At 58.1% G+C, this 20,814-nt stretch carries 17 protein-coding genes and 1 pseudogene; 15 read left to right on the top strand and 3 right to left on the bottom strand.

The annotated features are described in order from the left end of the window. Positions 1-139 precede the first annotated feature (139 nt). Positions 140-1,231 (bottom strand): DUF3616 domain-containing protein, encoded by a 1,092-nt coding sequence (locus tag ACWGZX_RS02800; RefSeq protein ID WP_452627207.1) that lies wholly within the window; start codon positions 1,229-1,231, stop codon positions 140-142. A 351-nt stretch (positions 1,232-1,582) separates the two neighbouring features. On the opposite strand from ACWGZX_RS02800, the gene ACWGZX_RS02805 reads away from it, so the two are divergent. The 6 genes and pseudogenes from ACWGZX_RS02805 (at position 1,583) to ACWGZX_RS02830 (ending at position 8,550) form a co-directional block, all read left to right on the top strand. Then, positions 1,583-2,251, top strand: coding sequence for a polysaccharide lyase family 7 protein (locus ACWGZX_RS02805; RefSeq protein WP_452627208.1), 669 nt, complete (start codon positions 1,583-1,585; stop codon positions 2,249-2,251). Positions 2,252-2,924: 673 nt separating this feature from the next. Beyond that, entirely contained in the window at positions 2,925-4,325 is a 1,401-nt protein-coding gene (gene gabP / locus ACWGZX_RS02810; protein ID WP_452627209.1) for a GABA permease, read from the top strand. Positions 4,326-4,435: 110 nt separating this feature from the next. Further along, complete coding sequence (gene gbdR / locus ACWGZX_RS02815) at positions 4,436-5,548, top strand: choline metabolism transcriptional regulator GbdR (protein WP_452627210.1); 1,113 nt, start codon at positions 4,436-4,438, stop codon at positions 5,546-5,548. Positions 5,549-5,620: 72 nt separating this feature from the next. After that, positions 5,621-6,741: pseudogene (locus ACWGZX_RS02820) on the top strand (Re/Si-specific NAD(P)(+) transhydrogenase subunit alpha). Between the two features lie 10 nt (positions 6,742-6,751). After that, positions 6,752-7,102, top strand: coding sequence for an NAD(P) transhydrogenase subunit alpha (locus ACWGZX_RS02825; protein WP_452627211.1), 351 nt, complete (start codon positions 6,752-6,754; stop codon positions 7,100-7,102). After that, a complete protein-coding gene (locus tag ACWGZX_RS02830) occupies positions 7,099-8,550 on the top strand; it encodes an NAD(P)(+) transhydrogenase (Re/Si-specific) subunit beta (protein ID WP_452627212.1) in 1,452 nt (483 codons plus the stop codon). The genes ACWGZX_RS02825 and ACWGZX_RS02830 overlap by 4 nt, the downstream gene beginning before the upstream one ends. An 82-nt stretch (positions 8,551-8,632) precedes the next feature. Here ACWGZX_RS02830 and gbdR (ACWGZX_RS02835) read toward each other — a convergent pair whose 3' ends face one another. Together gbdR (ACWGZX_RS02835) and ACWGZX_RS02840 are read right to left on the bottom strand one after the other, a co-directional pair. After that, positions 8,633-9,736, bottom strand: coding sequence for a choline metabolism transcriptional regulator GbdR (gene gbdR, locus ACWGZX_RS02835; protein ID WP_452627213.1), 1,104 nt, complete (start codon positions 9,734-9,736; stop codon positions 8,633-8,635). 425 nt (positions 9,737-10,161) lie between these two features. Next, positions 10,162-11,169, bottom strand: a complete 1,008-nt coding sequence (locus ACWGZX_RS02840; protein ID WP_452627214.1) for an AraC family transcriptional regulator — start codon at positions 11,167-11,169, stop codon at positions 10,162-10,164. A gap of 170 nt (positions 11,170-11,339) precedes the next feature. Between ACWGZX_RS02840 and ACWGZX_RS02845 the strand changes: the two genes are divergently transcribed. From ACWGZX_RS02845 to ACWGZX_RS02885, 9 genes are all read left to right on the top strand, one after another. Then, positions 11,340-12,302, top strand: coding sequence for a quinone oxidoreductase family protein (locus ACWGZX_RS02845; RefSeq protein WP_452628957.1), 963 nt, complete (start codon positions 11,340-11,342; stop codon positions 12,300-12,302). A 14-nt stretch (positions 12,303-12,316) separates the two neighbouring features. Continuing rightward, positions 12,317-13,165, top strand: a complete 849-nt coding sequence (locus ACWGZX_RS02850) for a TauD/TfdA dioxygenase family protein (protein ID WP_452627215.1) — start codon at positions 12,317-12,319, stop codon at positions 13,163-13,165. Positions 13,166-13,232: 67 nt separating this feature from the next. Beyond that, positions 13,233-14,573 (top strand): MFS transporter, encoded by a 1,341-nt coding sequence (locus ACWGZX_RS02855; protein ID WP_452627216.1) that lies wholly within the window; start codon positions 13,233-13,235, stop codon positions 14,571-14,573. Between the two features lie 33 nt (positions 14,574-14,606). Next, entirely contained in the window at positions 14,607-15,338 is a 732-nt protein-coding gene (locus ACWGZX_RS02860; protein ID WP_452627217.1) for an SDR family NAD(P)-dependent oxidoreductase, read from the top strand. 57 nt (positions 15,339-15,395) lie between these two features. After that, positions 15,396-16,274, top strand: coding sequence for an SDR family NAD(P)-dependent oxidoreductase (locus ACWGZX_RS02865; protein ID WP_452627218.1), 879 nt, complete (start codon positions 15,396-15,398; stop codon positions 16,272-16,274). 75 nt (positions 16,275-16,349) lie between these two features. Further along, positions 16,350-16,931: an HD domain-containing protein gene (locus tag ACWGZX_RS02870; protein ID WP_452627219.1), complete on the top strand. Its 582-nt coding sequence runs from the start codon at positions 16,350-16,352 to the stop codon at positions 16,929-16,931. Between the two features lie 110 nt (positions 16,932-17,041). After that, entirely contained in the window at positions 17,042-17,902 is an 861-nt protein-coding gene (locus ACWGZX_RS02875; RefSeq protein ID WP_452627220.1) for a fumarylacetoacetate hydrolase family protein, read from the top strand. Positions 17,903-18,118: 216 nt separating this feature from the next. After that, positions 18,119-19,651: a MocR-like pyridoxine biosynthesis transcription factor PdxR gene (gene pdxR / locus ACWGZX_RS02880; RefSeq protein ID WP_452627221.1), complete on the top strand. Its 1,533-nt coding sequence runs from the start codon at positions 18,119-18,121 to the stop codon at positions 19,649-19,651. 85 nt (positions 19,652-19,736) lie between these two features. Further along, positions 19,737-20,807: a sugar phosphate isomerase/epimerase family protein gene (locus tag ACWGZX_RS02885; protein WP_452627222.1), complete on the top strand. Its 1,071-nt coding sequence runs from the start codon at positions 19,737-19,739 to the stop codon at positions 20,805-20,807. Positions 20,808-20,814 lie beyond the last annotated feature (7 nt).

Below are 20,814 nucleotides of genomic sequence, written 5' to 3' on the forward strand. Positions count from 1 at the left end.
CAGGATAAAGGCAACGCCGAGCCATTTCACCGCGATGAAGACCGACTCAAACTGCAGGGCCAGTGCTGATAGTCCGAGGGTGGCGACCAGCAGCCCAGGCAAACTGATCTACAGGCCGCGTTGACGTCGAGGTGCGTGGCTAATTCAGGATGAACAGGTCCCCTTCCACATCCGTATCGCCGTGTTTACGACTCTGCGCCGCAGAGTCGTAGAGGATCAGCAGGACCTCCCCAAGCTGCTCGCCCGATTCGAACAAACACATGCCCTCAGCGTGATCATTGCCTTGCCCAAAAGGCACCTCCAGCACCTTCTCCAATTGATCCGTAAAGACCACGCTTTCCTCGTCGGACGCGAAACCGCCGCGCCAGCGGAAGACCGTTACCGGACCATCCTGGTCCATGGTGGGACCCGCCAGGATCAGCAGATCGTCACCGCTAGTGCACAGGTCACGCAAGCCCAGACCATTTAGCGCGAAGAAGTGCTTGCGATAGCGGCGCCCATCCGGACCGATCTTCTTAAGCACCAGCGTGTCAGTCGAGGCGTCGTTCAGCTCAGGTTCTATCTCCAGTAACACAGCCCAGCCGCGAAGGACCGGTCCACGTAGCCCTAGCAGAAGACGCGAGCCAATCACCACCAACCCTTCGATATCGAAGCCGTTGTCTTTACCCGGGATACTCAGGAAGTCGCGTAGTTGAGGATCTTCAGCAATGGCCGTGGTCAGGTCGTTACTGACCTCGTTGCCATGTAGCTGCGCCGCCGTACGTCCATCGGCGTCCACCTTTCTGGCGAGTGCATAGCCGTCGTTCTGTCGGACCACAGGGATGCGGGCCAGCAGAAAGCGATTGCCCTGCGCCTCTACCGTCGATAGGCGCTTGATATTCTTCTGTGCAGGAGTGCCGGCCTCGGCCTTCTTTCGCTTCAGCTTATGGGAGCCCACCAACCAGAGGTAACCACTGTCATGGGTATAGGCCAACCCCTCTATATCGATCTCGGCGTCTTGCTTCGTCAGGGGCAGATCCAAATACTCCAGGAGCTGAAACGATTGGTGCTCATCGCACCTTACGACGTCGCCGGGCGCAGCATCCTGGATTTGCAGGCGTTCCAGGCTCGTGGTTTCGTCGTTCGCCACCCAGAGTGTGTCGTCAATCTGCTGAGCGACCGAAAGGCCATTGCGCAACGACTCAAACGCCGGATCAAAGCTCAACAGCGCAAAATTGCTTCGGTGGCTCATGAGCAGTCTCCTGTCTTTATGGCGCGGCGTGCCGGTTATTCAGAACCGGCTTCTGAGCGTGTTCTTCGTCCAGTGCATGCACTCATCCTAGCCGACCCGTCCACCGCTGATGGCTTAGCTCCCTTCGCTGCAGCTGTTAAGCAACCCGGATTAGTTCCATCAACTCCCAAAATAGCCGACTAACGGTGCCCCCCGTAGGCACAAAGCCTGCAACAACCACCTCGACGAACATTTGACGTCAATCTACCGCCATACGGGTTTCCTAATCAGCAGACCCAATTGACACAGCTCAATAGCGTCGGTTCGAGCGCAACTGTGGCCGCAACATTCCCCGCATACAGGATTATTGACATGATCGACCTCGCCACCTGGAATTTAAGCATCCCTGAAGGCAGCCCACCGGCTACCATAGAAACGCCTCGACTGGCGCAAGGCTTCAAGGACCAGTATTTCAGTTCTGAAGCCGCTACCCTTTCCTTCTGGGCACCTGTGACCGGCTCCAGGACGGCCAACGCTATTTACCCGCGCACTGAGTTGCGGGAAACCTATAGCGATGGAACGCTGCGCAACTGGCAGTATTCAGCGGCGGATAACATTCTGCGGGCGAGTCTGACCGTCAATCAGGTGCCCAGCACCGGCAAGATCGTGATTGGTCAGATTCACAACAAGGACAGCAACAGCCCCATGGTGAAGCTGGAATACCAATACAAAACGTCGACTTCGACTGGAAACATTGTCGTCAAGGTGCGCATGCGCCCCGACGATGAAGAGGGCCAGGTCATTACCATTGCGACGGGTGTGCCGCTCGACCGCAACTTTTCCTACCAGATCCACCTCAGCCCGAAGGGCGCTCTGGGCATCAGCGCAGCAGGATACAACTGGAGAACCACCATCGACCCGAGCTGGAAGACCAAACCACTGTATTTCAAAGCGGGTGCGTATGTGCAGGACAACACCGGCTATCCCACCGAGGGCGGAAAAGTGACGTTCAAGATGCTGGAGATCCAACACAACATTTAGTCGCTTCTTTAGGTCACTACCATTGGCACGCCGATCCGAAGGGTGAAGACTTTAGTGGATTTCCTCGTCGATCGGCTACCAAGTGGCTAGCTGTCAGTGAACTCAACCGCGCGGGCGGCAGATGCCCTCGAAAAACACTAAATTACTAAACGCCCGCTGAACGATTTAGCCAATCTGTTGCGTCGACCGGTTGAATCCACAGCCATAAGCGGTCGGTCGTGACCGTCTGCTGTGGGTCGTTTTCAGCCGGTCGCGATAGGCAGCAATCATCCAATCCGCTCTTCCCAGAGAGATCTCGCGGCCCTCGTCCCGAAACCTTCTCGCCCGTTTAAACCTTCCAACTTATCCCCATCCGTTGCTGCTGTAGCAGAATCCTCAAAAAACAAAATGATTGCGCCTGGCCATTTCGTGACCATTTGGTTTTCGCTGTGAACGCTAAATTGGCACGTGTCGATATCAGGCAAGGAGGCGGCGTGAACAGGCAACTGAATTGTCGAACAAGCCGGGTAAGGTGGCGCGTCTTTTCATAGAAATAACCACATCACGACGATGGGTTTGATAAGAACTGCAGCGTTTGAAGGGTGCCACTTTTAGGAAGCGGCAGCAGGAAACGATGATGATCCGTTGCCCCCATCAATTCGCTTAAATGTCGATCAGCAGAGAAAAAAAACCAATGATCAGCCCGAGCTCCAAGGATTCGAATGGCCAATTGGCGCAGGGCTTCAAGCCTCGTCACGTAACAATGCTGTCAATCGCCGGGATTATCGGCGCCGGTTTATTCGTTGGCTCAGGACATGCCATTGCAGCTGCTGGCCCAGCAGTCCTGTTGGCGTACCTATTCTCAGGCCTGCTCGTCGTTCTGGTCATGCGTATGCTCGGTGAAATGGCGGTGGCCAACCCGGACACAGGCTCGTTCTCCACCTATGCCGACCAGGCAATAGGTCGTTGGGCAGGCTTCACCATCGGTTGGCTGTACTGGTGGTTCTGGGTACTTGTGATTCCTATCGAAGCACTGGCCGCCGGCCATGTGTTGAACCAGTGGTTTCCCCAGATCGATGCCTGGCTGTTCGCCCTGGTGTCGATCATTGCGTTAGTGATCACCAATCTGTTCAGTGTCTCCAAGTACGGCGAATTCGAATTCTGGTTCGCCATGGCCAAGGTGGTGGCGATCATCGGTTTCATCGGCGTGGGTTTTGCCGTGTTGATGGGCTGGGTGCCCGAACGGGAGGTCAGCGGCTTGAGTGGCCTGATGGCCGAACACGGCGGATTCGCCCCCAACGGCCTGTCGGCGGTGGTGGGCGCCTTCATCACCATCATGTTCAGCTTCATCGGGACCGAGGCAGTGACCATCGCCGCTGCCGAATCCGACAATCCCTCGCAGAACATTGCCAAGGCCACGCGTTCGGTGATTTGGCGCATCGGCGTGTTCTACCTGTTGTCGATTTTCGTGGTTATCTCCGTGGTGCCCTGGAACGATCCGCTGCTCGCCCAGGTAGGCTCCTACCAGCGGGCACTGGAGATCATGAACATTCCCCACGCCAAGTTCATGGTGGACGTGGTGGTGCTGATCGCCGTGGCCAGTTGCATGAATTCCTCGATCTACATTGCTTCGCGCATGCTGTACTCGCTGGGCCGTCGTGGCGATGCGCCGAAGGCACTGAAGGCGACCTCCTCCGAAGGCGTGCCGCGGGCAGCGGTCATCGCCAGCACCGTGCTGGGCGCGGCGATCACCGTGTGGAGCTACTTCATGCCCGCCGGGCTGTTTGACTTCCTGCTGGCCAGCTCCGGCGCGATTGCCTTGCTGGTGTACCTGGCCATTGCAGTGTCGCAGCTGCGCATGCGCCGGATGTTGCATCGGCAGAACGTTGAGCTGACCTTTCGCATGTGGCTGTTTCCATGGCTGACGTGGCTGGTGATTGTGTTCATTTGCGCAGCGCTGGCAGTCATGATGATCACACCAGAGCACCGTACCGAAGTCAGCACAACCATTGGACTGGCGCTGGCGATTTCCTTTATCGGCCTTGTGACGTCGCGTCACCCTGCGCAGGCTGCGAGTGTGACGTCAGTGGGATAAAACCAAGGAGGTATTTGCGCCAAACCTAATACTCCCTACGCCAAGGCTGGGGGGTATTACAAGCTCCTGCGTCTCAGGCCGTAATCGCTCTTTGTGAGGACATGACCACGATGTCATCGAACTCCACCGTGTCCGACGGTACGACTCAATCCGTTGGTTTCCTGCTGTTGGATAAATTCACACTTATTTCCCTGGCGTCCGCAGTAGAGCCACTGCGCATGGCCAATCAGTTGTCGGGGCGAGAGCTATATCGCTGGCATACGTTCAGCCCCGATGGAGAGCCTGTCTGGGCCAGTGACGGCGTGCCGATTACCCCAGATGCTTCGTGGAACAATCCATTGGTGGCGGACACTGTAATCGTGTGCGGTGGTGTTGGAATCCAGAGCGTGATTACCCGCGAGCACATTACCTGGCTGCAAGCCTTGGCGCGTCAATCCAGACGGTTGGGAGGTGTGTGCACCGGTAGCTGGGCGCTCGCAAAAGCCGGGCTGCTCGACGGCTACGAGTGCAGCGTGCATTGGGAATTTTTGGCCGCCATGCAGGAGGCGTTTCCACGAGTCAGCATCAGCGCGAGTCTCTTCACCCTCGACCGAAACCGATTCACAAGCTCCGGGGGAACAGCGCCGCTGGACATGATGCTGCACCTGATTGGTCGCGATCATGGTCGTGAATTATCCGCAGCCATCTCTGAGATGTTTGTTTACGAGCGCATACGCAACGAACAGGACCATCAGCGCGTTCCGCTTAGGCATGTGCTGGGAACTCATCAGCCTAAGCTGCAAGAGATCGTCGCGTTGATGGAGGCCAATCTCGAGGAATCGATCGACCTGGATAACCTTGCAGAATACGTTGATCTGTCACGTCGACAGCTAGAACGGCTATTTCAGAAATACCTTCACTGTACGCCGTCACGCTACTACTTAAGGTTACGTCTTATTCGAGCGCGACAACTGCTTAAGCAAACATCATTGTCGATCATAGAGTTGGCGTATGTATGCGGTTTTGTGTCCACACCACACTTTTCCAAATGCTATCGCGAGTACTTTGGTGTTCCACCAAGCGACGAGCGTTCCGGCTCTGAAATGAGTCGCAAACCGGCAACGCTTGCGGCTACGCAGCAGTCATCAACTAAACAACTGACAGCGCTCGACCAAGCTCGAAACGAATCGACTTTTGCCAGTGTTCGAATGATTGATCGTTCCGATTTGGCGCAATCGTGCTGATAGGACGTCCCTGCCGCCCCATTCATCCGAAGTGCCTGGGTTTACTCAATAAGATCACGCAGGAGATTTGACGTGCACTTTGGTGTTCCTCTCGAAACCCAGACGGGTGAAACACGGGTTGCTGCAACCCCGGAAACCATCAAGAAGCTGATCGGCCAGGGTCATAAGGTCACTGTGCAAAGCGGCGCCGGCATTCATGCCAGCGTTGTCGACAGTGCTTATGAAGCGGCAGGCGCAACGATTGGCAGCGCCAACGATGCGTTTGGTGCCGAGCTGATTCTCAAGGTGGTCGCTCCCAGCGACAGCGAGCTGACGCTGATTAAAAGCGGCACCGTTGTGGTGGGCATGCTCAATCCGTTCAGCAATGAAACCATCGCCAAACTGGCCGAGTGCGGCATTACCGCCTTCGCGCTGGAGGCCGCGCCACGCACCTCCCGCGCGCAGAGCCTGGATGTGCTGTCCTCTCAGGCGAACATCGCCGGTTATAAAGCCGTGTTGCTGGCCGCTCACCACTATCCGCGCTTCATGCCGATGCTGATGACCGCTGCGGGCACCGTGAAAGCGGCGCGCGTGCTGATTCTCGGCGCCGGTGTGGCTGGGTTGCAGGCCATTGCTACGGCGAAACGTCTGGGTGCAGTGATCGAAGCGTCCGATGTGCGTCCTGCAGTAAAAGAGCAGATCGAATCCCTCGGCGCCAAGTTCGTCGACGTGCCTTACGAGACCGATGAAGAGCGCGAATGTGCCGTCGGTGTCGGCGGTTACGCGCGACCAATGCCGGCCAGCTGGATGCAACGTCAGGCCCTGGCCGTGCACGAACGCGCCAAGCAGGCTGACATCGTCATCACTACTGCACTGATCCCGGGCCGCAAGGCACCGACGCTGCTAAGCGCGGAAACCGTGGCGCAGATGAAGCCGGGTCGGTGGTCATCGACCTCGCAGCAGCTCAGGGCGGCAACTGCCCGTTGACCGTGGCGGATCAAGTGGTAGTCGAGAATGGCGTGACCATTTGCGGCCCGACCAACCTGGCCGGCGCGGTCGCGGCAGACGCTTCGGCACTGTATGCACGCAACCTGCTGGACTTCATGAAACTGTTGTTCGATAAAGAAGGACAACTGGTGATCAACCTTGAAGACGATATCGTCGCCGCGTGCCTGATGTGCCGCGACGGCCAGATCGTGCGCAAGAACGGCTGAGGATAAAACAATGGAAGACATGCTGATCTCTCACGGTATCTACAACCTGATCATCTTCGTGCTGGCCATCTATGTCGGCTACCACGTGGTCTGGAACGTGACACCTGCGCTACACACACCGCTGATGGCGGTCACTAACGCCATCTCGGCCATCGTGATCGTCGGCGCCATGCTCGCCGCCGCCCTCACCGTGACCCCGCTGGGCAAGACCATGGGTACCCTGGCCGTGGCCCTGGCCGCGGTCAACGTGTTTGGTGGCTTCCTGGTGACCCGGCGCATGCTGGAAATGTTCAAGAAAAAAGCGGCCAAAGCTCCGGCAGCCAAGACCGAAGCAATCAAGGCTGAGGTGCAGCAAGCATGAGCATGAACCTGGTTACTTCCCTGTATTTGATCGCCTCGGTCTGCTTCATCCAGGCGCTCAAGGGCCTCTCGCACCCAACCACGTCGCGTCGCGGCAACCTGTTCGGCATGCTCGGCATGGGCCTGGCGATCCTTACCAGCGTGGGCCTGATCTACAAGCTCGGCGCGCTCTCTTTTGGACAAGGCGGGGCCCACGACGGTATCGTCTACGTGATCGTCGGCCTGCTGATCGGCGGCACTGTCGGTTCGATCATGGCCAAACGCGTTGAAATGACCAAGATGCCCGAGCTGGTCGCCTTCATGCACAGCATGATCGGTCTGGCTGCGGTGTTCATCGCCATTGCAGCGGTGGTCGAGCCGCAATCCCTGGGCATCGTCCAGCAACTGGGTGACGCGATCCCGGCCGGTAACCGTCTGGAACTGTTCCTCGGTGCGGCGATCGGTGCAATCACCTTCTCCGGTTCGGTTATCGCTTTCGGCAAGCTCTCCGGCAAGTACAAGTTCCGCCTGTTCCAGGGCGCACCGGTACAGTTCACCGGTCAACACAAACTGAACCTGCTGCTGGGCGTGGCTACCCTGGGCCTGGGCATTACCTTCATGCTGACCGGCGACCTCAGCGCCTTCGCCTTGATGCTGGCCCTGGCCTTCATCATGGGCGTGCTGATCATCATCCCGATCGGCGGCGCGGACATGCCCGTCGTGGTGTCGATGCTCAACAGCTACTCCGGCTGGGCAGCGGCCGGCATCGGTTTCTCGCTGAACAACTCGATGCTGATCATTGCGGGTTCGCTGGTGGGTTCGTCCGGTGCGATCCTCTCGTACATCATGTGTAAGGCGATGAACCGTTCGTTCTTCAACGTACTGCTCGGTGGTTTCGGCAACACCGCAGATGCGGCAGGCCCTGCTGGCTCGAAAGAAGCCCGCCCGGTAAAATCCGGTTCGGCTGACGACGCCACATTCCTGCTGACCAACGCCGACACCGTGATCATCGTTCCGGGTTACGGCCTGGCGGTCGCACGGGCACAGCACGCGCTGAAAGAGCTGACCGAGAAGCTGACCCATCGCGGCGTGACCGTGAAGTATGCGATCCACCCGGTCGCCGGTCGGATGCCGGGGCACATGAACGTATTGCTCGCCGAGGCCGAAGTGCCTTACGACCAGGTGTTCGAGATGGAAGACATCAACTCCGAGTTCGGCCAGGCCGACGTGGTGCTGGTATTGGGCGCCAACGACGTGGTCAACCCGGCCGCGAAGAACGATCCAAAATCGCCGATTGCCGGCATGCCGATTCTCGAAGCGTTCAAGGCCAAGACCATCATCGTCAACAAGCGCTCGATGGCCAGCGGCTATGCCGGCCTGGACAACGAGCTGTTCTACCTGGACAAGACCATGATGGTGTTTGGCGACGCTAAAAAGGTCATCGAGGACATGGTTAAAGCCGTCGAGTAAGTCCTGCCTCAGCGCAACACTAAAATGAAGCGCATTCCCCTATCCTGCGAACGTTACGCTTTCGCAGGATAGGGGTGAAGATTTATAGACGAACGCTGGCAAAGGTTGACTCGTTACGTGCCTGGCTCAAAGCTGACATCGAACCGGCCAACGGCGAGAGCACCAATGCTTGCGGCAGCGGTATCATCGCCACCTGTTGCGTGGTATTGGAACCGACGCGCTCGTCACGCGGCGGAATGCCGAAGTATTCGCGGTAGCACTTGGAGAAGTGCGGCGTGGACACGAAGCCACAGATCGAAGCCACTTCGATGATCGACATCGGCGTTTGCTTGAGCAACTGTCGCGCACGGACCAGACGCAGTTTCAGGTAGTAACGCGACGGCGAGCAGTGCAGATACTTCTGGAACAGTCGCTCCAGCTGACGTCGCGACACAGTGACATACACCGCCAGTTCGTCCAGGTCGATCGGCTCTTCGAGGTTGGCTTCCATCAGCGCAACGATTTCCTGCAACTTCGGCTGATTGGTCCCGAGCATGTGCTTGAGCGGCACGCGCTGGTGATCTTGTTCGTTGCGGATACGTTCGTAGACAAACATCTCCGAGATTGCGGCGGACAGTTCACGGCCGTGATCGCGGCTGATCAGGTGCAGCATCATGTCCAGTGGCGCGGTGCCGCCGGAACTGGTGAAACGGTTACGGTCCAGGGTGAACAAGCGCGTGCTCATGACCACACGCGGGAAGGCTTCCTGCATCGAGGCCAGGCATTCCCAGTGCACGCTGCAATCAAAACCGTCCAGCAGGCCGGCGCAGGCCAGAGCCCAACTGCCGGTGCAGACCGCACCGAGTCGGCAGGCCTTGCGGGCCTGGCTTTGCAGCCAGGATACGTGTTCACGGGTAACGGTGCGCTGAATGCCGACGCCACCGCAAACGATGATCGTGTCCATTGGCGGTGCTTTGTGCATGGAAGCGTCAGGGGTGATTTGCAGGCCATCACTGGCCCAGACCTGGCCGCCATCGACGGTGAGGGTGGTCCAGCGATACAGTTCGCGACCGGACAACTGGTTGGCCATGCGCAGGGGTTCGACTGCGGACGCCAGAGAAATCAGCGTGAAATTGTCCAGCAGCAGAAAGCCGATGGATTGAGGCGCACGGTTCTGGGGTTGGGCCCCGGAGTTGAACGACGTCATCGCGGTATCTCCTCACACAAAGCGTGTGAATGGCCTCAGGCAGAGGCTCTTTTTATTCTCCCATCCAAAAGTTGGTGGGTTTGTTCCTATTCAACCTGCAAAGGTCATACCCAATTACATAAGTTTTAGTGGATCCAAAAACGACATCACTCAATGTCTCTAAGCTGAGGGTTTGCAGGGCGGGAGCCATAAGGAAAACGCTTGAGTTTGAGCTTGCGCTCATCGACGTCGTGCACATTCGTAGCACATACGCGAGAGATGTCTATAAACGACAACTTATTTGTAACCGACACCTACATGTCGGTTTTTGAAAACAATAATGACCACTGCCCCGATTTGGGCAGGCACAAGCGCTATGCGCTATAAAAGGCTTAGAAAATAAATCTGTCCCCTTTTTGCGGCCCCTGTCCCGTCCTGAATAAGGTTCAAACCGACTGGCACTTTTCGCGGCGCCACCTCGACACACTGCAGCCGAACCGGTTCGAGAACCATCGAGAAAAGGCACTCAAGGACGAAAAGCCCAGCAACGTCGCCATATCAGACAGCGGCCGTTCTCTGTTTTCGACATATTGAATCACCAGGTCGACACGAACTGCGTCGACGATGGAGGAGTAATTCTGGCCGTGACTGGCCAGATGGCGGTGCACGGTCTTGCGGTCCATACCCAGTTGTTCGGCCACGCGCTCGGCAACACACTCTCCTTTCGGTAGCAGGGCGAATACCAGCTTTCTGACCTTGTCTGGCATCGTCACATCAGACTGCGCCAGTTTCGCATTCAAGAAGTCGCGGGCATGCCATGCCAGAACGGGGTCATACGAGGAGATCGTTGTATCGAAATCGGTTTGCGTCACCACAATACCGTCGAAGTCCTGATTGAACAGGATTGACGTACCAAACACGCGCCTGTGCGTGGCCAGGCTGGCAGGCGCCTTATGCTCGAAGCAGACACTTCTTGGCTTCCAGCTTGCCCCAAGGAACAGTTTGAGTATGCGGTACAACGTGCAAATGACGATCTCGATTGATTGCCGTAGAGATCCGCGCGCACCGTGTATCACTTGCAGCCTGAGGAGCGCCACGCCGTCCAATTCCTCGATGCACAAATCCATCGATTCGTTATACAGCACAAGGTGGCGCGCGACGGATCCCAACGCTTCGCGCAGCGTGGCTTCCTCGCGCAGGGCAATCGCCAATGGCCCGAGGTTTTCCAGTTGGCGCGTTTCGCCCATGCGCAGGCCGAAGTCTTCGACTCCTGAATCCTGAGCCGATTCCTCCAGCAGGCGCATCACCGACTTCGCCGGGATCTTGATGTCCGGATCCAGTAACGCTGATGTGCTGAGACCAGCTTTTCGCAACTGACGATAAGGGTCCAAACCCGCTGCGCGGGCAACCTCAATAAAGTTTGTCAGGCTTGAGCTTCTAATTAAGGTCGGCATCGAGATTTCCTCTAGTGCCCCAAAATGTAAAGTCTTCGCCCCAAAATATCAAATTCGCACACATTCATTCACCGATACTTTTCCTGCACTGCGATGACACTGCGATGAAGTGAAGTCAGCGCGCCGTACGAATTGAATCAAGGAGAATTAATGTGCCCCACGCCATACGCATGCATGAAACAGGCGGCCCGCAAGTCCTGCGCTGGGAGAGAGTGGAAGTCGGTGATCCGGGTCCTGGTCAGGTTCGGCTGCGCCATGAAGCGGTCGGATTGAATTTCGCCGACACCTATTTCCGCAGTGGCCTGTACCCGATTCCGCTACCCGCCGGCATGGGTGTCGAAGCCGCCGGCGTGGTCGATGCCGTCGGCGAAGGCGTGACCAATGTCTCTGTAGGCGATCGTGTTACCTACACTGGCTTTTTGAACACGCTGGGTGCCTACAGCACAGAGCGCTTGATTCCGGCTGCGCCCTTGATCAAGTTGCCCGAAGCGATCAGCTGTCAAACCGCTGCCGCCATGACCATGCGCGGCCTGACCTCGTCCTATCTGATGCGTCGCATCTACGACTTCAAGCCGGGCGACACCATTCTTTTGCATGCTGCCGCCGGCGGCGTCGGCCTGATCGTCTCGCAGTGGGCCAAGCTGTTGGGCTTGACCGTCATCGGCACCGTTTCAACCGATGAAAAGGCGACCATCGCACGTGCCCATGGGTGCGATCACACCATCAATTACAGCCATGAAGATGTGGCCAGGCGCGTGCGAGAAATGACCGATGGTGTTGGCGTGAACGTCGTCATCGACAGCGTTGGCAAGAGCACCTTCAGTGCCTCTCTCGATTCCGTCAAGCGGCGCGGCCTGGTGGTCTGCCTAGGCTTCACTTCCGGAACCATCTCGAATTTCGATCCGCAAATCCTCGCCACCAAGGGCTCACCCTATCTGACGCGTCCAGCATTGGCCGACTACATTGCCGACCCGGCCGAGAAGGCGGATCTGGCCGGCGAGCTGTTTGGCCATGTAGGCGCGGGCCGCATCAAGATCGAGATCAACCAGCGCTACACGCTGGAGGACGCGGCACAGGCGCACCGCGATCTGGAAGCGCGCAAGACTACCGGCTCCTCGATCTTCGTCATCTAAGGAGTGCGGCGCACATGAGAGTCGAACAATTGAACTGTGCCATCGGTGCCGAGCTGATCGATGTCAATTTGCGTGACGCGGTGCATGACGATGGTTTGTTCGCAACCATCCGTGAAGCCTTGATCAAGCATCGCGTGCTCTTTCTGCGCGATCAGGACATCACTAGCACCGAACATGCGGCTTTTGCGCGCCGCTTCGGCCACCTTGAAGATCACCCGGTGGCCCCCACTCATGCGGAGGTGCCGGGGCTGGTGCAAATTTACAAAACCCCGGACCACCCGATCGACCGCTACGAGAACTGCTGGCACACCGACGCTACCTGGCGCGAAGCCCCGCCCTTTGGTGCCGTACTGCGCTGCGTGGAATGCCCCCCGGTCGGTGGCGACACCCTGTGGGCCAACATGGCGCTGGCCTACGAGAAGCTGCCGGATGACGTCAAGGCGAGGATTGCCGACTTGATTGCCAGCCATAGCATCGAGTCCAGCTTCGGTGCCGCCATGCCGAAGGATAAGCGCCACGCGCTGAAGACCCAGTTTCCAGATGCCGAACACCCAGTGGTGCGCACGCATCCGGAAACCGGTGAAAAGATCCTGTTCGTCAATGCTTTCACAACGCACTTCGTGAATTACCACACCAAGGCGCGGGTGCGTTATGGCCAGGATTACAACAGGAGCGGCGGTGACCTTTTGCAGTACCTGATCAGCCAGGCTTACATCCCCGAGTACCAGGTGCGCTGGCGCTGGAAGAAAAACAGCGTGGCGATCTGGGATAACCGCTCGACCCAGCATTACGCCGTGATGGATTACCCGCCCTGCCATCGCAAGATGGACCGCGCCACCATCATCGGCGATCAGCCCTGCTGAAACACCCCGGCACCATCAGCCCCATCTGATCTCCCGTACCCGTTGTACAGACCAAGAGGGCACACCCATGCAAGAAGAATCTGTCGCTTCGTTTGCCAAAGCAGGCCTCGCGTTGGAGGCTTCACCCTCGCGCGCCTATGCCTGGCTGGTATTTGCCATCATCTTCGGCCTGATGTTGTCAGATTACATGTCACGGCAAGTGCTCAGCGCTGTGTTTCCCCAGCTGAAAACCGAATGGGCCCTGACCGATGCCCAGCTCGGTTTGCTCAGCGGTATTGTCGGCCTGATGGTTGGTTTGTTGGCTGTCCCGATTGCAGTGCTGGCCGACCGCTTGGGACGCGTTAGATGTGTCGTGCTAATGGTTCTGTTCTGGAGCCTCGCCACCTTGGGGTGCGGATTCGCGCAACACTATGGCCATATGCTGACCGCGCGTTTTTTCGTGGGGCTGGGTGAGGCCGGTTACGGAAGCGTCGGTCTCGCGATCATCCTGAGTATTTTCCCCCCGGCCATGCGCGCCACCCTGACCGGCGCATTCACTGCTGCCGGCATGTTCGGTTCGGTGCTGGGCATGGCTGCAGGTGGGGTGTTGGCCAGCCACTTTGGCTGGCGGGCTGCCTTCATTGCCATGGCCCTCTTCGGATTGCTGCTGGTGCTGGTCTACGCATTGACCATTACCGAAGCCCGCGTTGCCCGACATGTGCAGACGCATTCGTTGGAAGGAGTGAGTGGTGCGGGCCGTCTGAGCAAAATGGATCGCAAGCTACTGCGCAAGATCGCCAAAGCCTTATTTGGCGCTCCTACGCTGGTTTTCACCTATGTCGCCAGTGGCCTGCAGCTGTTTATCGTGTACGCCATCATCGCCTGGATGCCGAGCTACATTAACCGCTACTACGGGATGGTTCTGGACAAGTCGGCACTGGCAGCGGCTTTGCTTTTGATTGTCGCCGGGATCGGCATGGCCGTGTGCGGAGCCTTCGCCGACAGATCCGGGCGCGCCGCGCCTGAGAAGCAACTGACGCTGGCGATCAAGCTCTGTCTGGGAGCCTGTGTCTTGCTGATGATCGCCATGCGCTTGCCCCCGGGCGCAGCACAATTCTCCTTGATCGCCGTTGGCGTCTTTTTCGCAGGCGGTAGCTATGGTCCCGCTGGCGCCGTGGTGACCAACTTGGTGCACACATCCATTCATGCGACGGCCATTGCCACGCTCGTGTTGGCCAACAATCTGCTTGGTGGTGCGCCAGGCCCCTACCTGACCGGTGTACTGGCCGATCGGATTGGCTTGCTAGGGGCCTTGCAATGGATTCCGCTGATTTCCATCGCCGCCGCGCTGGCATTTGCTTGCGCGAGGGCCAACTACGGGCGCGATCTGCGCCGTTTCGAGACGGATAACCCGCAGCAATTCTTTTGAATCTTCATCCTAACGGCAATAAGGGAATAGACCATGATCCAAACCAATCCCAACCCGCTCGAGGGTAAGGTCGCCATCATTACCGGTGCCGGTCGTGGCATCGGTCGCGGCATTGCCATTGCTTATGCAAAGGCTGGCGCTGCCGTGGTATGCAGCGCTCGCAGCCACGTGGAAATCGCAGAAACAGCCACTCTGATCAAGAAAGCGGGCGGGCAGGCGCTTGCTCATGCCGCTGACGTGGGTGACTACGCTTCGCTGGTCTCTTTATTTCAGCGCGCCAGCGATGAATATGGTGGAGTCGATATTGTGGTCGCCAATGCCGGTGTCGCCACCGAGCAACGTCGGATCGCAGACAGTGACCCTGAGTTGTGGCGCAAGACGATCGACATCAATCTGACCGGTGCTTACTACACGGCACATGCCGCTATCCCGCATCTACGTAAGCGTGGCGCCGGCAAGATCATCATGGTCGGCTCCGGTCAACGCTATCGCCCTACGCCTGGATTTTCGGCTTATTCCTGTTCCAAGAGCGGCATGTGGATGCTCACTCAATCGCTGGCGCTGGAACTGCATGAATACAACATCAGCGTTAACGAACTCATTCCTGGCCCGGTCAAGACCGACATGACCCGCGACGCGGCCATCCCCCCCGGGGAGTGGTTCAAGTCTCCCCAAGAGGTGACGCCGATGGCCTTGTTCCTGGCGAGCATGCCCGACGGCGGCCCCACGGCCCAGAGCTACAGTCTCATGCGCCGCCCTGCCTGAGGCATGGCCGCGAATACGCGCTGAAGAATTGATCGTACCTAAACGCAGGAGAACGCCATGCAGTCGTCACAGCACTCACAACACACCGAACATGCGACAAGTGACAGAACACAAGGCAAGCTCGCTGGCCGCATCGCCCTGATCACCGGTGCAGGCCGCGGTCTTGGCGGCACCATCGCGGTCGACTTGGCCAGGGCCGGCGCGGACATTGTTATCTGCGATATTGACCTGCCTGCCCTGGAAGAAACCCGGCAAAAAGTGGAAGAAACGGGCGCAGCCTGTATGGCGCTGCGCTGCGACATCACATCGAGCCGTGAGGTGGCAGCGATGTTTGCCAGCGCCGTTGAACGTTTTGGCACGCTGCATATTCTGGTGAACAACGCAGCGGTCGCACCCACCGGAAAAGCCGACGCGGAGCGACGCAACAAGCACTATGCCTACATGACCACGCCAGTGCCTCGTCAATCCCTCGGCTTCACTAGCCAAATCACCGATGAGGACTGGCTCCGCTACTGGGATGTCAATGTGCATGGCATGTTTTACTGCACCCGCGAAGCCCTCAAGCTGATGGAAGCGCAGCAGTACGGCAGGATCATTAACCTGGCCTCCATCGCGGGCTTCTCCACCATCAGCCTGCACAGCCCCCACTACTGCGCCACCAAGGGGGCCGTTATTGCGTTCACCAAGTCGGTCGCTGCAGAAGTGGCCGGAGCCAACATACTCGTCAACGCGCTGGCGCCGGGAGGCGTGTCGACGCCCTTCTTCGAGGAATATCTCGATTCCATCGGTGAAGAAGCCAGGAACAGATTTTGGCAGATGATTCCTGCGGGGCGTTTTGGCCAGATGGAGGAATATGCATCCATGGCGACGTACCTGGCGGGAGACCATTACTTTGTGGGACAGGTGATAAGTCCCAATGGCGGGGCTGTGATTTAAATGAAATGAACCGTAAGCCATCTGGTGCGTATCCAGATGGCAATCCCACACGGCACATCAGAATTGAAGGTTCTCATGACGAAACTGGCGACATTCAAACGCATGCAGGACAGCACTCAGGAAGACTGGGAGATCATCAAACCCCAGGCAGCAAAATTCTTCAGCGGACTGCCTGAGCGCGTGCTGGTGCACCTGAAGCTTCTGGAAGGCGACTTCAGCGGTTTTCCAATCGACCGTTACAGCCACTGCCTGCAGAGCGCCACATTGGCCTTGAAAGACGGACGCGACGAAGAGTATGTGGTGTGCGCCCTGCTGCACGATATCGGCGATACGCTGGGCTCGTACAACCACCCCGAAGTCGCGGCGGCGATCCTTAAGCCTTTCGTATCCGAAGCTAACATGTGGATGATTGAGCATCACGGCATTTTTCAGGGGAACAATTTCTTTCACTACCTCGGCATGGATCGCAACATGCGTGACCGGTTCAAGAGCCATCCGCATTATGAGCGTACGGTAGAGTTTATCGATAAATACGACAGCCCGGCCTTCGATCCAGACGGCGAGATTTATCCGCTGAGTACCTTCGAGCCAATGGTGAGACGAGTAATGGGAGCGCCCAAGCGATCCATCTACAAGGCGGTCATGGGCAAGGAGTAATTCTCTCGGGAACGGTACGTAAGCTGGGCTGGCAGGTAAGGCGGTCAATTGGTGAAGCAGGTCGCGAGGACCGCTGATAGCACTCAAGCAAAGAAATTGAGGAAAGAAGCATGCGATTTCAAGTATTCAAGTCGGGCGGCAAGCAAGGTTTGGGAGTTGTGGATGCAAAAGGACAGTTGCGCGGTTGTCTGGAGGATGAAAATGCCTACCCCGGAACCTTGGAAACCTTGATCGAGCAAGGTGACGAATTGCTTCAGGCCGCCGGACGGTGTCTGTTGGATGGGCACGCATTCAGCGCTGCAGACATTGAAGTGCTGCCGCCGTTGCAACGTCCGGGCAAGATCATTTGCATTGGCTTGAACTATCTGGAGCATGCAAAAGAAGGCGGATTCCAGCCCCCCACCTATCCAGCTGTTTTCGCCCGCTTTCAGTCAAGTTTGATCGGTAGCGGCGCGCCTCTGGTGCGGCCAAAAGCCTCGGAACAATTTGACTTTGAAGGTGAGCTCGTCGTCGTGATCGGCAAGCCGGGACGCCACATCGCCCAGGAAAAAGCGCTTGAACACATTGCGGGTTTTTCGGTGTTTAACGATGGCTCCGTGCGCGATTACCAGATGAAGGGTGCGCAATGGACGGTTGGGAAGAACTTCGACGGCACGGGCGCTTTCGGTCCCTATCTCGTCACCCCTGACGAGGTGCCAGCAGGCGGCAAGGGGTTGCGCGTACAGACCCGGTTGAACGGCACGATTGTGCAAGACGCTTCCACCGACGACATGATCTTCGATGCCGCCACGTTGATTGCCTTATTGAGCGAAGCGCTCACGCTCCAGGCAGGCGACGTCATTGTGACCGGCACACCGCCGGGAGTCGGGTTCACCCGCCAGCCGGCGCTTTACATGAAAGCAGGAGACGTGTGCGAGGTCGAAATAGAAGGCATCGGCTTGCTGCGCAATCACGTGGTAGATGAAGCCTGAGTGTTTCAGCAGCACGGAGCAGCCGTTACTCATCAGCGCCGCTGAAAATCATGAACAGCCCGTAGTCAGGCGGGGGGGACGGAAAAATAAATCTGAGAATCATCTGGCCGGACATCCCCCCCGACAGATGACTTATCAGGTACCACTCGATACCCTTCCCTCTCCGTAACCTGACAGTTCCCAGGTCAAACCCCATCTCCCCCAAACGAGCATGTCATGAAATCCCCCGCAGGTTTGCTGCTGTCGGCTATCGAGCTTGACCGTGCCAGTGCCATTCCCCTGTACCGTCAACTGTATCTGCAGATTCGCAAACAGATACTCAACGGCAGAATCCAGGGGGGCGTGCGCCTGCCGTCGACCCGGACCTTGAGCAACGAGTTGGGGTTGTCGCGGATCACTATTCTCAATGCGTTCGATCAGCTGATTGCCGAAGGTTTCCTGGCCTCGCGCACTGGCGCCGGTACGTATGTCGGCACTGAGTGGGAAAGCCGGGGTATCGAAGACGAGCAACCGCGCCAGCCACCGCGCCTGTCCGACCTGAGCCAGTCGATGTTGTCGCTGCGCAGCGATCATTTTCGCGGGGTGTCCTATGCCGACTGGGACCCCGCGACCCCGACTTCCTTCCTGCCCAGCCACAGCACTTATGACGCCTTCCCGCAGGCGATCTGGCGGCGTCTGATGAACCGTCATCTGCTCAAGCCAACCAAGGCCATTCTGGGTTATGGCGAGTTGCAAGGCTTGCAGGCGTTTCGCACAGCGATTGCCGAGTACGTATTCGATGCGCGTGGTATCGACTGCAATGCCGGGCAAGTGGTGATTGTTTCCGGCGCGCAGCAAGCGTTCAACCTGCTGGGCATGCTGCTGCTCAATCCGCAGGACAGCGTCTGGATGGAGGACCCGGGGCACATCGCCGCGCGCATTGCGTTGCAGGCCCAGGGGGCTCAGGTGGTTGCGTTGCGTATCGATGAACAGGGGATCGATGTCCAGCAAGGCCTGACCGAGTGCCCTGATGCCCGCCTGGTGTTTTGCACGCCTTCGCGCCAACATCCTTTGGGTGTCACCCTGAGTTATGCGCGGCGCCAGGCACTCATCGACTGGGCTGCGCAGCATCAGAGCTGGATCATCGAGGACGATTGCGACAGTGAGTTTCGCTACAGTGGCCGCCTCCTCCCGGCGCTGTATGCCATGGACCAGATGGCCCGGGTGATCTACGTCGGAACGTTCAGCAAAGTGCTCTTTCCGTCACTGAGACTGGGTTACGTGATTCTGCCGCAGGCCCTGGTCGAACCCTTTTGTACCCTGCGCGCGGTCATGGATCGCAGTCCGCCCACACTGCTTCAGGCGACAACGGCGGACTTCATGGGCGAAGGCCATTTTCTGGGGCACATCCGCCGCATGCGTGCGCTGTACAAGGCGCGCCAGCAGGCATTGATCGAACAGCTTGAAAAGCAGATTGGCAGCTTCTTCAGGATCACTCCGGCGGATGCTGGCATGCACCTGATCGCCTGGCTGCCCCCCGAACTCAGTGACACTGACATCGCCCGGCAATTGGCCCGGCACAACATCCACACCTACGCCTTGAGCGACTACCGCATCAAGCATGCCCTGCCGCCGGCCCTGTTGATCGGCTTTGCCGGCACGCCTGAAAACCAGGCCCGGGAGCGTGTCGAGGCGCTGGCCCGGGCCTTGCGCGCATTGGGTTATCTGCCGCCGACCACTGAATGCGAGGCAAGTGGTCTTATCAAATAACTGATAGTGGATCTATCGAGAGTTCCTGACTGGCGCGATAAAGGCTGCGCCGGTAGACCCGGTGTCTGAACCAGGAACGACTCTAATGAACAATAAGATCCAGGAACGATTCAACGCCTTGCTGAGCCATAAGGTGGTCGAAGACGGGGCTGTTCCCGTGCTGACGGACGCACTGGCCCGGCGGTTGCTTGAGCGTCTCGGGCAATTGCGCCTGTTTGCCCACGCCTACCCGCTACTGACCAACCTCACCCACGGTCGTGTCACCCCTGCCGACCTGCTGGACTTCGCCTATCGCCACGAGCTGCAAGGCCTGAGCCTGCACTTGCTCGACGGCGAGGAAAACAGCCTGAGCCAAATGTCACCCGCGCAGCTCCAGGCGTTTGCCGCCAAGGCCAAAGCGCTGGGGCTGGATGTGCACCTGGAAATCAGCAGTACGCTGAAAAAGGATGTCGATCAGGTAATCGCCATCGCCAGGACTCTGGGGGTGCGCAACATCCGTGTTTACTCACGTTACGAGGGCACGCTGTCGCGGGTCATGGACGTGATCGAGACCGACCTGCACTACCTCGCGCAGCAGGCCGACGAGCACAACCTGTACTTTGACTTCGAGCAGCATGAGGAACTCAAGAGCGGCGAAATCGCGCAACTGCTCAACCGCCTCAACCACCCTCGTCTGCATGCCCTGTTCGACTTCGGCAACATGATCAATGCCTGCGAACAGCCCCTGCAGGCCCTGCGCAACCTGGCGCCGCACATCCGCCAGACTCACCTCAAGGGTGTGCGCATCGTCCCCGAACAAAACGGCTTCGGCCATTACGGCGTATTGCAGGGCAGCGACGAGGACGATCTGCCCAGCGCCCGCATGCTGTTCGAACTGTTGATGCTGGGCGAAGCAACCCCGCAGGTGATCGCATTCATTCTCGAGCAGGAAAACCACTACGTGGCCCCGGCCTTCCGCCAGAGCCTTGAGGCGGCCGATCCCTTCATTGCTTACCGGGAGATGAGCGAAACGCCGCTCCCGAACGGCTACTCGCTTGAGCGAATGCTGGCCGATGAACACCGCTGGGCGAACAACCAGGTCGCCTATGTCCGAAGCCTGCTGGCCGAATTTCGCACCTTGGCCGAACTGACCCTGGCCAGCCCTTCCAACGCCTGAACCTGAC

The organism is Pseudomonas sp. CLCA07 (assembly GCF_053615335.1).